This window comes from Burkholderia sp. YHN3-13 (genome assembly GCF_055810675.1).
In genome coordinates, this window is the sequence record NZ_JBVVNQ010000032.1 from 16,762 (window position 1) to 29,105 (window position 12,344).

Below are 12,344 nucleotides of genomic sequence, written 5' to 3' on the forward strand. Positions count from 1 at the left end.
CGGTCAGGCTTTCTTCGCTTCGAGTTTCAGATCGCCGTAGAACTGCTCGACCAGTTCCTGCACGAGGTAGCGCTGATGCGGCGACAGCGCCTCGATCTTCGACGCGAGTTCGATCGTCTCGGGCGTCGGCGGGTAGCGCTCGTCGCGGGGCAGCGGTTGCGGCGTCGGGTGTTCGATCACGCTTGGCGACGGCCCGTAGTGCAGCCAGTGCACTTCGACGCGCAACCATTCGGCGAGCGTTTCGAGTTTGTCCGATGTCGGAATCGTGCGGCCCGTCAGCCACTTGTGCGCGGTTTGCGGCGAAACGGGATGCGTTCCGCGGTGGCGCAGATTGAATCGATTCGCCAGCTCGGTCGCGCCGGTGACCTTCTCCGGGCTGCGCCGCAGGGCGAATTTCAGGCGTTCCGAGAACGCGGCTTTTTCTTCGGATGTCGGCATGGGGGAGATTGTGCAATTCCATCGACGCGTTTCAGACAACCATATGAGCTAAACGTATCTCTTTCGGACGAATCGCGACCTTGGCCGGATGGAGTGCGGAAATTTGGGGGCAAATCGTTGGGGCGCTCCAGCGGGCATACTCGTCCGAAACGATGGCAAAGTCATCGCGCTGGACTGATACTCGGCTTATCCCCGGCGGGATAAATTCGGGCGAGTTCGAATCCGGCACGGTGGCCGGTCGCGTGTGAGCCGGCACGCTACAATGCCGGCGTTCCGATGCCCGAACTGTTGTGCGGGCGCACCGTTTTCATCCTCATCCCCGATTCCCATGCTCGCTACCGACTCCGATCCGATCGTCGCCATCGCCACTGCTGCCGGCCGAGGGGGCATCGGGGTCGTCCGCGTATCGTTCGGGCGCGGCGGCGAGGCGGCCGCGCTGCCGCTGATCGACGCGTTGTGCGGGCAGAAGCTCGCGCCGCGCCATGCGAGCTACGTGCCGTTCCTCGACGAGCATGGCGCGCCGCTCGACCGCGGGATTGCGCTGTATTTCCCGGCGCCGCATTCGTACACCGGCGAGCACGTGCTCGAACTGCAGGGGCATGGCGGGCCGATCGTGATGCAACTGCTGCTGCAGCGTTGCCTGGATGCCGGGCGCGGTTTCGGGCTGCGGCTCGCGGAGCCGGGCGAGTTCACGCGCCGCGCGTTCCTGAACGACAAGCTCGACCTCGCGCAGGCCGAGGCCGTCGCCGACCTGATCGAGGCGAGCACGGAGGCCGCGGCGCGCTCGGCGGGGCGTTCGCTCGATGGGGCGTTCTCGCGGCAGATCCATGCGCTCGTCGACGACGTGATCACGTTGCGGATGCTGGTCGAGGCGACGCTCGATTTTCCGGAGGAGGAGATCGACTTCCTCGAGGCGGCCGACGCGCGCGGCAAGCTCGCGAGGATCCGCGCGCAGCTGGCGCATGTGCTCGGCGATGCGCGGCAGGGGGCGCTGCTGCGCGAAGGGCTGTCGGTCGTGCTCGCGGGGCAGCCGAACGTCGGCAAGTCGTCGCTGCTGAATGCGCTGGCCGGCGCGGAGCTGGCGATCGTCACGCCGATCGCCGGGACGACGCGCGACAAGGTCGCGCAGACCATCCAGGTCGAGGGGATTCCGCTGCACATCATCGATACGGCCGGGCTGCGCGAGACCGAGGATGAAGTCGAGCGGATCGGCATCGCGCGCACGTGGAGCGAGATCGAGCGCGCGGATGTCGTGCTGCATCTGCTCGATTCGCGCACGGGAATGACGCCCGATGACGAAGTGATCGCGGCGCGCTTTCCCGGCGGCGTGCCGGTGGTGCGCGTGCTGAACAAGACGGACCTGACCGGCGTGCCGGCGTGTGTCGAGCATCCGGCGGCGGAAGGCGACCTGACCGAGGTGCATCTGTCGGCGAAGCGCGGCGACGGCATCGACATGCTGCGCGCGGAACTGCTGCGGATCGCCGGGTGGCAGGCAGGGGCCGAAGGTGTGTACCTCGCGCGCGAGCGGCATCTGATCGCGCTGCGGGCCGCGCAGGAACACCTGGCGCAGGCGGCGGATCACGCGGAGCAACGCGCTCAGTCGCTCGACCTGTTTGCCGAGGAGCTGCGGCTCGCGCAGGAGCAACTGAATTCGATTACCGGGGAGTTCACGTCGGATGATCTGCTGGGGGTGATTTTCAGCAGGTTCTGCATTGGGAAGTGAGCGGCCGCTAGGGACAAGACGGGCGGCTCTCTTGTCAGGCGATCTCGGTCGCCCTGTTGCTTACGACACTACGCTGCACGACCACCGTGCTTGCACTCGTCGCGCCGATCGCTGGGCGAAAATCAAACCGTCGGCGCATCGATCACGACGGCGCGTCGGCCGTTACGCGAGCGACGCGCCGGAATCCTCGCCAGCATCAATCCCAATGACGATGATGGTGGTAATACCCGTCGCCGTAGTACCCACCGTCAGGCACCACGATACAGCCGCTCAGCAACACGGCGACGCCGGCAATCAGCAAAAGGGTCTTCTTCATGGCGTTCACCTGCTCGGGTTCGATATGAAGCCCAGCATAGCGAGCGCCATCAACACCGGCTGTAAGCGATCGTATCGCCGCTCCGCAATCCGTAACGGCGGATTATTCCGGTCACAATGACCGTAACAAATAGCCAAACAGCAGACGTTTTCACGCGACGACGACCCGGTTTCGCCCCGTATCCTTCGCACGATACAGCGCGGCATCGGCGGCTTCGATCAACGCGTCGGTCGTCGACAGATCGTCGGCCGACACGGTCGCGCAACCGATGCTGACGCTCACGCGTCCGGCCGGCGAATCGGGCATCTCGAGGTTGAGCCGAAGCACGGCTTCGCGCGCTTCGTCGGCCACCACGCGCGCCCCGCGCGCACCGGTGTTCGGCAGCACGATCGCGAACTCCTCGCCACCGTAACGCGCGACGATATCGGCGGGCCGCCGCACCGCGCCGGCCAGCGCATTCGCGACCGCGATCAGGCACGCATCGCCCTTCACGTGACCGAACGTGTCGTTGTAGGCCTTGAAGTGATCGACGTCGACCATCAGCAGCGACAGCGGTTCGCCCTGGCGCCGCGCCTGCAGGAACAGCGTGTGGAAATGGTCGTTGAAGTGGCTGCGGTTGAATGCGCCGGTGAGCCCGTCGCGCGCGGATGAGCGAACCAGCGTCGCATGCGCCTCGAACAGCTGCTGGTACAGCATCGTCACTTCCCACGCGAGCACGCAGACGAGCACGCCCGGCGTGAACATGCTGAACACGCGCGCGACGTACCAGCCGACCGTGAAGCGATTCGTCGTCAGCAGGTTCAGCGTCGTGTCGGTCAGGCACGCGAGCACCGCGATCGCGAGCCACAGGTCGAGCGTCGTGCGCAGCCGGCCGGTGGCGAGCACCGCGACGAGCGCGAGCGCATTGAGGAGCCACACGACGAGCGCGATGCCGTTGACGGGCAGCACGGCCGCGTCGCCGGGCGGATGGAACGCCGGCGGCAGCGACACGTTCAGCGCGAGCGCGCACAGCAGCGCCGCGGCGACGGCCGGCCCGCCGACGAGCGCGACCGTCCAGCGGCGCGTCTCGTTCGCGCCGACCGGTGCGCGCGTCAACCGCTCGCGCGCGAACAGCGCGGCCATCACGAAGCACGGGAAGCCGGCATGCCAGAAGATCCACATCCACGCGGCGCTTTGCGGGCGCGCGCCGAGCAGGCCGTGTGGCGCGAATACGCCGGGAAAGGTGAGCAGTTGCAACGCGACGGCGAGCGCGGTGAACGCATAGGCGCCGCCGAGTGCGCCGAGCACGGGCTGGCGCGTGACGGTGAATTGCGCGCCGAGGAAGAACGCGGCGATGCTCGCGGTCGTGAACACGGTGAGCGCGCACATCGGCATGAACGGCTCGACGGCCGGCAGCGCGACGTTCGCGTGCGGCGCGGCGATCCCGAGCGCGAGCAGGATGACGAGCGCCGTCAGCGCGCCGAACCAGAGCTGACGTCGCGTCGTGTGCTGGATCAGGATGCCTTCCATGGAGTCCCCCGGACACGCGTGCCCGCACCCGATCTTGCGCCGGGCGGCACGCCTCCCGGTCGCGGCGCGACCGGTGCGGCCCGATCCTATCGCGTTATCGGCATCCGCTCAAATACCGAGCCCCGGGCCGAAGTTGCCGGCGACCCAGTGCGTGACGGCATCGACGTCCGCGTAGTCCTGTTCGGGCAGACCGTCGAGCATCGACAGCACTTCGTTGCTGGCGCCGGCGTCGCGCGCGGCATCGACGATCGCATCCTTGTTCGCCGGGTAGCGGACGGCCGCCAGCACGTCGGCGATCTGCAGGTCGATCGTTTCGTGAGGGATATCGTGAGCAGGGGCAGCGGGCTTGTCGTTCACGTCGGCGTCTCGCGGGTTGGGCGGGAATCGGGTCGAAGGGGCGGTGCAGCGCGCGTTACTTGGCCCGGGGCGTCCGGGCCGGCGCGTGCTGCGGATCGAGGGTGAACCGGCTCAATGGCCGCGTCGCACGCGGCGCCACGGATGCTTCCAGTCGATATGCGGTGCGTTTTCGTCGCGTGGATGCTGGCGCCGGTGTTCTTGCCACAGTTCGTCGGAAAACAGCGCCGCGACGATGACGAGCGGCAGCACGAGGAATATTCCGAGTATGACTTGCTCGATCACGATAGCCTCCTTGCGGTGGCAGGAACCCTTGCTCCCATTCTAGGCTCTGAACCTCGCCCGCGTTCAATTTCTTACAGTGCGGAACGGGCCCGGACGCGGCCGTGCCGCGCGGGCATTCCGCCCGTGCGCCGGCATCCAACAGGACACCAACATGCAACTCCAGAACGATACCCACACGCTCGCGCTGCGGCCGCTGGAGCGCCAGGACCTGCGCTTCGTCCACGAGCTGAACAACGACGCGAAGATCATGCGCTACTGGTTCGAGGAGCCGTACGAAACCTTCTCGGAACTGTCGCAACTGTACGACCGCCACGTGCACGACCAGCGCGAACGCCGGTTCGTCGCGGTCGATGCGCAACGCGAGCTGGTCGGCCTCGTCGAGCTGATCGAGCTCGACTACATCCACCGCCGCGGCGAGTTCCAGATCATCATCGCGCCGCAATGCCAGGGGCGCGGTTATGCAGGGCAGGCGACGCGCCTCGCGATCGAGTACGCCTTCAAGGTGCTGAACATGCGCAAGCTGTACCTGATCGTCGACACGTCGAATGCGGCGGCGATTCACGTGTACGAGAAATGCGGATTCCAGCACGAAGCCGAATTGAAGGAAGAATTTTTCGGAAACGGCGCGTATCACAACGCCTATCGCATGTGCATTTTCCAGCGCGATTATTTCGAACGACAGCAATCCAGTCCGAATAAGGCAGGGTAAACACGCTGGCGAAAAACGCTTGCGACGGGACTTTCTCGGGTGCCGAATCCATGCGGGGAACTACGGATAAATACGGATTCGCTTATACCTGGCATTTTTCTTGTATCGGGTAATGGCGATTCCGCGCCGCGGTAAAGTCGAATCGTTTCGGATGACTTTATGTGCGGCGCATCAAAATGATCGGGATCACGAAATGGATTATCCAAACCGTTCAATTGCCGCCATGTAACTTGGATGAAAGCCTTGTCGGATAACGCTTTCCGCCCGGCGTGACGGGGCTGTCCGCCACGCGACAGGTGTTTTCCGCCGCGTGCGCCGCGCGAAAAACGGGCTGTGCACGGGGGTGCGACAATCCGCCGCTATTGCGGTCGCACAACAAATGTGCTTGCTATCGTTTGCCGGTCTTCTAAAGTGAAAAACGCGGGTTCACGATCATCTTTAAACGCATAGCTAACCCAAGCTTGGTGCCCGCAGCCTGGAGACAGAACATGATGAAGCGTACCGGTATCCTTTTTGCCCTCGTCGGCGCATTTTGCGCGGTGTCGATTGCCCAGGCCGGCGGCGATTCCGCCGTGAAGCCGAAGCAGGAAATCCAGTTGACGAAGAATGCGTGGGGCTGCCTGTCGAAAGACAATCTGGATTCCGTACTGAATCACGAGCGTGACGGCAAGTCGCAGGCGAAGCAGCAATACTTCGACGACTTCCGTTGCCTGTCGGTGCCGGAAGGCCAGCGCTTCCGCGTGGTGTCGGTCGACCAGGGCGACGTGCAGTTCGTCAGCGCCGACAACAGCGACCAGCAAGGCCTCTGGACCGATTCGCGCTTCGTGAAGCAGTAACCGATCCATCCCCGCGCAGTCGCACGACGCGCGAGCGCGCCGGCCCGAGGTGCCGGCGGCGCGAACCGAACACGGCCCGGCTGATGCCGGGCCGTTGCGCTGTGGGGCACGCATGACACGCGCCGGGCGGCGCGCATTCGGTATCATCACGGCCCGACCGAACCGAATGCCCGCCCGGGCCGACTCCGCATGGCGCTGAAATCCACGATCTACAAAGCCGAACTGCAAATCGCCGACATGGATCGGCACTACTACGCCGATCACGCGCTGACGGTGGCGCGCCATCCGTCGGAAACCGACGACCGGATGATGGTGCGCATCGTCGCGTTCGCGCTGTTCGCGCACGAGCGGCTCGAATTCTGCAAGGGGCTGTCGGACGTCGACGAACCCGATCTGTGGCAGAAGGACCTGACGGGTGCGATCGACGTGTGGATCGAGGCCGGCCAGCCCGACGAACGGCGCATCTCGAAGGCGGCCGGCCGCGCCGGGCAGGTCACGGTGATCGCGTACGGCGGCAAGACCTCGGATATCTGGTGGCAGGGCGTGCGCAGCAAGGTCGAACGGCTGCGCAACGTGCAGGTGCTGTCGCTCGCCGACGGCGTCGCGAGCGCGCTCGGGCAGCTCGCGGAGCGCACGATGCGCCTGCAGTGCACGGTGCAGGACGGCGCGGCGTGGATCTCGAGCGCGGACCACGATCCCGTTGCGGTCGAATGGACGGTGCTGAAGGCGCGCGCGGACGCGTGACGGCCCGCATGCCGGCCGCGTTCAGCCGATCGCGGGCGGCGGCCCCTTGAATTCGACCATGTTGCCTTCGGGATCGAACAGGTAGATCGACGGCCCGTAGCCGCCGGCGCCGTAGCGGTCGGCCGGGGCGCCCGGGCGCGCGCCGTGCGCGGCGAAATGGGCGATCAATGCGTCGGGGTCGAACGGCTCGACGCGCAGGCACAGGTGATCCAGGTTGCGCCCGGTGCCGGGCGGCCCGCTGTCGGGGCGGTCGATCGGGCCGCCGACGGTCAGCAGGTCGATCAGCGCATCGCCGGCGCGCAACTGCACGAGGCCCAGATCGGGCTGCTCCTTTTCCACATGGCAGCCGACGGCGTCGCAGTAAAAGCGCGTCATCGCCGCCATGTCGGTCACGCGCAGCACGATGTGATCGATCCCGCGGATGGTGGGCTTCATGAACCGATACTCCTTCGCAGTCGACGAGCATCGAGTGTAGACGCATCGCGCCGGCGCCGCCGGCCGGAACACGGCACAATCGACAGACGAAAAAAAGCCCGTTCACGCAGTGCGGAACGGGCTTAATCCATATCAGGAGGAGACATGGAGGAGACAGTTCCAACTATACACACGGCGATGGTGCGACGCAATATTCCGTTTGCAAAAAAACGTCAGGACGGCGATTTGTCGCATCCGCACTGCAGCAAAATGGTGACGGGACGATGACGAAAACCGCGCCGGAGCAGCCGTTTCGGGTGTTTTGTCGGATGGATGGCCGGTCGATGTGTCCCCGGTTCGGCGGCGCGAATCACAGAGCAAGATTCAGGGCGCGACGGCAGGTGCCGATGTCTAGAGTAGGCACCATCTACACTAGAGCGTGCGAGGTTCAGATGAAAACTGCCTATCCGACCGACGATGCCCGCTGGGGCGCCGTGACCAAGCGCGATCCGCATGCGGATGGCGCGTTCTTCTATGCCGTGAGCACGACCGGCGTGTTCTGCCGTCCGACCTGCGCGTCGCGGCTGCCGCGCCGCGAGAACGTGTCGTTCTTCGCCGATCCGGCGGCCGCGCGCGCGGCCGGCTTCCGGCCCTGCAAGCGCTGTCAGCCGGAAGGGCTGCCGCGCGAGCTCGAGATTGTCAACCGCGCGTGCGCGGTGCTCGACACGCATGCCGAGCGGCTCACGCTGCAGCAACTGAGCGATGCCGTGCACGTGAGCCCGTTCCACCTGCAGCGGCTCTTCAAGCGCGTGGTCGGCGTGTCGCCGCGGCAGTACCAGGCCGCGCAGCGCGGCGCCGCGTTGCGGCAGGCGCTGCAAAGCGGGCAGCCGGTCACGCAGGCGGCCGTCGATGCGGGTTTCAACTCGCCGTCGCGGCTCTATGCGTCGGTGCCGCGCGAGCTCGGGATGGCGCCGTCCGAGTTCCGCCGCCAGGGCGCCGGCCTGACGATCGACTATGCGACCGCGTCGACGTCGCTCGGCACGGTGCTCGTCGCCGCGACCGGGCAGGGCATCTGCCGGATCGCGTTCGGTGACGAACCGGCGGCGCTCGTCGGCGAGCTGAAGGACGCCTTTGCCCGCGCCGAGCTGGTCGAGGCGTCCGCCCGGCTCGCGCCATTCGTCGCGCAGATCCGCGCATACCTGGACGGCACGCGGCACGCATTCGACCTGCCGCTCGACATCGCGCCGACCGCATTTCAGCAGCGCGTGTGGGAAGCGCTCACGCATATTCCGTACGGCGAGACGCGCAGCTACTCCGAGATTGCCGAGGCGCTCGGCTCGCCGCGCGCGGTGCGGGCGGTCGCCTCCGCGTGCGCGTCGAATCCGGTCGCGCTCGCGATCCCGTGCCATCGCGTCGTGCAAAAGGGCGGCGCGCTGGCAGGATATCGCTGGGGCGTGCGCCGCAAGGCAACGCTGCTCGCATCCGAGGCGCGTCATATCCACCCCGATGAAGCCGAAGCCGTGACGGAGGGCAGTGCGGTTTGAGCATCGAAACGACAACGATCACGTCCATCGCGAACGGCGGCCACGTGCCGCCGTCCGCGCAAATGACGCTGCGCTACCAGGCGCCGTACGACTGGGCGCGCGTGCTGCGCTTCTTCAGCGGGCGCGCGATTCCGGGCGTCGAACAGGTCGCGGACGGCGCGTATCGCCGCATCGTCGACCTGCACGGCGATGCGGGTCGGCTCACCGTCACGAAACATCCGCGCAAGCATTGCCTGATCGCGACCGTCGAAGGGGCCGTCGCGCGTCATGTCGACGAGGCGTTCGCCGCGCGCGTCGCGACGATGTTCGACCTCGGCGCCGATCCGGCCGCGATCGGCGGCGGGCTCGGGCGCGATCCGTGGTTCGCGCCGCTCGTCGAGGCCGCGCCGGGGTTGCGCGTGCCGGGTGCGTGGTCCGGGTTCGAACTGGCCGTGCGCGCCATCGTCGGCCAGCAGGTGAGCGTGAAGGCCGCGACGACGATCGTCGGCCGGCTCGTCGAACGGGCGGGCGAGCGCGTGGTGCATGACGACGACGGCGCACCCGCGTGGCGTTTCCCGACGCCCGACGCGCTGGCCGCGTGCGATCTCGACAAGATCGGGATGCCCGGCAAGCGGGTGGCGGCGCTGACGGGCGTGGCGCGCGCGGTGGCGGCCGGCGACGTGCCGGTCGATCGCGCGCATGCCGATCTCGCGACGCTGCGCAGCGCGTGGCTCGATCTGCCGGGCATCGGTCCGTGGACCGTCGAATACATCGCGATGCGCGCGTGGCGCGACCCGGATGCGTGGCCGGCCTCCGATCTCGTGCTGATGCAGTCGATCGCCGCGCGCGATCCGGCGCTCGACCGGCTCGCCAGCCAGAAACGCCGCACCGAAGGCTGGCGGCCGTGGCGCGCGTATGCGGCGCTGCATCTGTGGAACGACGTGGCCGACCGGGCGGGCGGCGCGCGCGGCGGGTGATCGCGGCGCACCGCGGTCGGGTGCGACCGCAAGAAGGCGGCGCCGCAACCCGCTGCGCACGCGATGCCGGCATGCGGCGAGTGCCGGCGTGACGCGGCCCGTGAGGGCGATTCCACGCATCCGGCATCGGCCGGATGTCGCGCGTGCGGATGCCTGCGCACGCGTCGTTTCCCGATCCGTTCAGCGGCACGGTTGCACCTGCCGCCACCCGTTCGTCGTTCTCGTTCCGTCCGACGAATGGCGGTGACCGGCGTGCGGATCGGCTTCGTCGCGAACGGGTGACACGGGCCCGGACTGCCGCGCCGGCCCCTCCGATGGCCCGCTCAGGCCCGTGTGCCGTGCCCGGCGCCACCTCAAGCGCGTGTTCCGGCGAGATGTTAAAGTGCCCGCTACCAACGAAGCGACCAACAATCCAGCCGGCCGCGCGCGGCGTTCTGCGCGCGGCCGTCACGCACTTGCGTCTCCATGTCGAACACCATGACTCACCGCCAGTCCGAACTGCTGCTGAAACGCCTCGACGCGCTGAGCTCGGGCCCGACGCGGCAGCATCTGCCCGACGGCCTGCGCGGCATCGAGAAGGAAAGCCTGCGCGTGACGCGCGACGGCATGATCGCGTTCACGCCGCATCCGCGCGCGCTCGGTTCGGCGCTCACGCATCCGGCGCTGACGACCGACTATTCCGAAGCGCTGATCGAGCTGATCACGCCCGCCGAGCGCGATGCCGCCGTCACGCTCGAACGCCTCGACGACCTGCATCGCTACGTCTATGCGTCGCTCGGCGACGAGCTGCTGTGGAACGACTCTATGCCGGGCCTGCTGCCGGCCGACGACCAGATTCCGATCGCCAACTACGGCACGTCGAACATCGGCCGCCTGAAGACGGTGTACCGGCGCGGCCTCGCGTATCGCTACGGCCGCACGATGCAGTGCATCGCCGGCATCCACTACAACTACTCGCTGCACGAGGAGGTGTGGCGGCGCCTGCATGCGGAAGAAGGCTCGACGGCCACGCTCGTCGATTACCAGTCGGAGCGCTATCTCGCGCAGATCCGCAACTTCCGCCGCCGCAGCTGGTTGCTGATGTACCTGTTCGGCGCATCGCCGGTGCTCGACACGAAGTTCCTGCGCGGCAAGCCGCACAAGCTCGACACGTTCGACGCCGACACGCTGTACCTGCCGTATGCGACGAGCCTGCGGATGAGCGATCTCGGCTACTCGAACACGACGGCCCAGGCCGCGCTGCACGTCGACTACAACACGCTGCCCGGTTATCTCGACGCGCTGTCGAAGGCCGTGAGCGAGCCGTATCCGGCATACGAGGCGATCGGCACGCATCGCGACGGCGAGTGGATCCAGATCAACACGAACGTGCTGCAGATCGAGAACGAGTTCTACTCGACGATCCGCCCGAAGCGCGTCACGTACTCGGGCGAGCGGCCGCTGCATGCGCTCGCGTCGCGCGGCGTGCAGTACATCGAAGTGCGTTGCCTCGACATCGATCCGTTCGAGCCGACCGGCATCGCGCTGGAAACCACGCGCTTCATCGACGCATTCCTGCTCGCGTGCGCGCTGGACGACAGTGCGCCGCTCGACTGCGATGCGTACAAGGAAGCGAACGCGAACTTCGGCAGCGTGACGATGGAAGGCCGCAAGCCGGGGCTCGCGCTCACGCGCGACGGCCAGTCGATCTCGCTGCGGCAGTGGGCCGACGCGCTGATGGCCGATATCGAAACCGTCGGCCGCCGCCTCGACGAGATCCGCGGCGGCGACGAGCACGCACGCGCGATTGCCGCGCAGCGCGAGAAGCTCGCCGATCCGGAACGCACGCCGTCCGCGCGCGTGCTGCGCACGATGCGCGACAACGGCCAGTCGTTCCTCGCGTTTGCGCTCGCGCAGAGCGAAGCGCATGCCGCGCATTTCCGCGCCCGTCCGCCGTCGGCGGATACGCTGCACACCGAGCAGGCGCTCGCCGCGAAGTCGCTGGCCGAGCAGGCCGAACTCGAAGCGAAGGAGGCCGGATCGTTCGATGCGTTCGTCGCGGCCTATCGCGCCTATACGCTGAACCGCTTCAGCGTCTGACGGTCGCGCGGGCGGCCGGCGCAGCGCGCGCCGCGCCGCCGCGGCGCGATCGTCCGGTTCCTTCCGTCATCGGATCAGTGATGCGCGTACGTGCCGCGATCGATCGCGTGCGGCAGCGCCGGCTTGCCTGATTCCCCGTTCGCCCGGCCGTCGCTGCCGTGACCGGTGTCGCCGCCGCGCGCCCGCGCGGCACGCTGCATGATCGCCTGCATGTGCTCCGGAAAGTCGGGACTGCTTGCAAGACTCGTCCGGTAGCCGGCGGCCTGCAATTCAACGAGTTCCTGGCGGACCTGCGCGCGCGTCACCGTCGATGCCGCCTGCGCATGGGCGGCGACGGCCGCGCCGATCAGCAGGAAGGCGCATGCCGCGTGTTGGATCGTCTTCATCGTGTCTGCTCCGAGAGGTTCCGGTGCCGCGCCGTTGCTGGCCCGGCCGGA

13 protein-coding genes are annotated in these 12,344 nt (G+C 67.3%); 7 read left to right on the forward strand and 6 right to left on the reverse strand.

Going from position 1 to position 12,344, the window contains the following annotated elements:
- Nucleotides 1-3: 3 nt before the first annotated feature.
- Nucleotides 4-438, reverse strand: a complete 435-nt coding sequence (locus AC0KUR_RS35930; RefSeq protein ID WP_034190192.1) for a transcriptional regulator — start codon at nt 436-438, stop codon at nt 4-6.
- Between the two features lie 328 nt (nt 439-766).
- Here AC0KUR_RS35930 and mnmE point away from each other — a divergent pair, with 328 nt between their 5' ends.
- Nucleotides 767-2,161, forward strand: coding sequence for a tRNA uridine-5-carboxymethylaminomethyl(34) synthesis GTPase MnmE (gene mnmE / locus AC0KUR_RS35935; protein ID WP_069245729.1), 1,395 nt, complete (start codon nt 767-769; stop codon nt 2,159-2,161).
- A 466-nt stretch (nt 2,162-2,627) separates the two neighbouring features.
- Here the strand turns inward: mnmE and AC0KUR_RS35940 are convergent, their stop codons facing one another.
- The 3 genes from AC0KUR_RS35940 to AC0KUR_RS35950 form a co-directional block, all read right to left on the reverse strand.
- Nucleotides 2,628-3,986, reverse strand: coding sequence for a sensor domain-containing diguanylate cyclase (locus tag AC0KUR_RS35940; RefSeq protein ID WP_473377240.1), 1,359 nt, complete (start codon nt 3,984-3,986; stop codon nt 2,628-2,630).
- A gap of 108 nt (nt 3,987-4,094) precedes the next feature.
- Nucleotides 4,095-4,343 (reverse strand): DUF2795 domain-containing protein, encoded by a 249-nt coding sequence (locus tag AC0KUR_RS35945; protein ID WP_049029761.1) that lies wholly within the window; start codon nt 4,341-4,343, stop codon nt 4,095-4,097.
- A 111-nt stretch (nt 4,344-4,454) separates the two neighbouring features.
- Nucleotides 4,455-4,625 (reverse strand): hypothetical protein, encoded by a 171-nt coding sequence (locus AC0KUR_RS35950; protein ID WP_006489933.1) that lies wholly within the window; start codon nt 4,623-4,625, stop codon nt 4,455-4,457.
- A gap of 151 nt (nt 4,626-4,776) precedes the next feature.
- On the opposite strand from AC0KUR_RS35950, the gene speG reads away from it, so the two are divergent.
- The 3 genes from speG to AC0KUR_RS35965 all read left to right on the forward strand — a co-directional run bounded on the left by speG (nt 4,777) and on the right by AC0KUR_RS35965 (nt 6,914).
- Nucleotides 4,777-5,334: a spermidine N1-acetyltransferase gene (speG, locus tag AC0KUR_RS35955; protein ID WP_175028613.1), complete on the forward strand. Its 558-nt coding sequence runs from the start codon at nt 4,777-4,779 to the stop codon at nt 5,332-5,334.
- A gap of 488 nt (nt 5,335-5,822) precedes the next feature.
- Nucleotides 5,823-6,170 carry a surface attachment protein Sap1 gene (sap1, locus tag AC0KUR_RS35960; RefSeq protein WP_034190197.1) on the forward strand — a complete coding sequence of 116 codons (348 nt, stop codon included), beginning with the start codon at nt 5,823-5,825 and terminating at the stop codon, nt 6,168-6,170.
- 189 nt (nt 6,171-6,359) lie between these two features.
- A complete protein-coding gene (locus AC0KUR_RS35965) occupies nt 6,360-6,914 on the forward strand; it encodes a YaeQ family protein (RefSeq protein WP_034190198.1) in 555 nt (184 codons plus the stop codon).
- 21 nt (nt 6,915-6,935) lie between these two features.
- Here the strand turns inward: AC0KUR_RS35965 and AC0KUR_RS35970 are convergent, their stop codons facing one another.
- Nucleotides 6,936-7,349, reverse strand: coding sequence for a VOC family protein (locus AC0KUR_RS35970; RefSeq protein WP_049029763.1), 414 nt, complete (start codon nt 7,347-7,349; stop codon nt 6,936-6,938).
- 431 nt (nt 7,350-7,780) lie between these two features.
- On the opposite strand from AC0KUR_RS35970, the gene ada reads away from it, so the two are divergent.
- The 3 genes from ada to gshA all read left to right on the forward strand — a co-directional run bounded on the left by ada (nt 7,781) and on the right by gshA (nt 11,907).
- Nucleotides 7,781-8,872 (forward strand): bifunctional DNA-binding transcriptional regulator/O6-methylguanine-DNA methyltransferase Ada, encoded by a 1,092-nt coding sequence (gene ada / locus AC0KUR_RS35975; protein WP_473377241.1) that lies wholly within the window; start codon nt 7,781-7,783, stop codon nt 8,870-8,872.
- Nucleotides 8,869-9,828 (forward strand): DNA-3-methyladenine glycosylase family protein, encoded by a 960-nt coding sequence (locus tag AC0KUR_RS35980; RefSeq protein ID WP_226254298.1) that lies wholly within the window; start codon nt 8,869-8,871, stop codon nt 9,826-9,828. The genes ada and AC0KUR_RS35980 overlap by 4 nt, the downstream gene beginning before the upstream one ends.
- 465 nt (nt 9,829-10,293) lie before the next feature.
- Nucleotides 10,294-11,907: a glutamate--cysteine ligase gene (gene gshA, locus AC0KUR_RS35985; RefSeq protein WP_473377242.1), complete on the forward strand. Its 1,614-nt coding sequence runs from the start codon at nt 10,294-10,296 to the stop codon at nt 11,905-11,907.
- 74 nt (nt 11,908-11,981) lie between these two features.
- Here gshA and AC0KUR_RS35990 read toward each other — a convergent pair whose 3' ends face one another.
- The gene (locus AC0KUR_RS35990) at nt 11,982-12,293 is read right to left on the reverse strand and encodes a DUF4148 domain-containing protein (protein WP_034190203.1); all 312 of its coding nucleotides are present in this window, start codon (nt 12,291-12,293) and stop codon (nt 11,982-11,984) included.
- Nucleotides 12,294-12,344 lie beyond the last annotated feature (51 nt).

Bases quoted from the DNA above. Each gene is read 5' to 3' on its own strand.
- AC0KUR_RS35930 (WP_034190192.1), bottom strand. From the start codon at position 438: ATGCCGACATCCGAAGAAAAAGCCGCGTTCTCGGAACGCCTGAAATTC.
- mnmE (WP_069245729.1), top strand. From the start codon at position 767: ATGCTCGCTACCGACTCCGATCCGATCGTCGCCATCGCCACTGCTGCC.
- AC0KUR_RS35940 (WP_473377240.1), bottom strand. From the start codon at position 3,986: ATGGAAGGCATCCTGATCCAGCACACGACGCGACGTCAGCTCTGGTTC.
- speG (WP_175028613.1), top strand. From the start codon at position 4,777: ATGCAACTCCAGAACGATACCCACACGCTCGCGCTGCGGCCGCTGGAG.
- sap1 (WP_034190197.1), top strand. From the start codon at position 5,823: ATGATGAAGCGTACCGGTATCCTTTTTGCCCTCGTCGGCGCATTTTGC.
- AC0KUR_RS35965 (WP_034190198.1), top strand. From the start codon at position 6,360: ATGGCGCTGAAATCCACGATCTACAAAGCCGAACTGCAAATCGCCGAC.
- AC0KUR_RS35970 (WP_049029763.1), bottom strand. From the start codon at position 7,349: ATGAAGCCCACCATCCGCGGGATCGATCACATCGTGCTGCGCGTGACC.
- ada (WP_473377241.1), top strand. From the start codon at position 7,781: ATGAAAACTGCCTATCCGACCGACGATGCCCGCTGGGGCGCCGTGACC.
- gshA (WP_473377242.1), top strand. From the start codon at position 10,294: ATGTCGAACACCATGACTCACCGCCAGTCCGAACTGCTGCTGAAACGC.
- AC0KUR_RS35990 (WP_034190203.1), bottom strand. From the start codon at position 12,293: ATGAAGACGATCCAACACGCGGCATGCGCCTTCCTGCTGATCGGCGCG.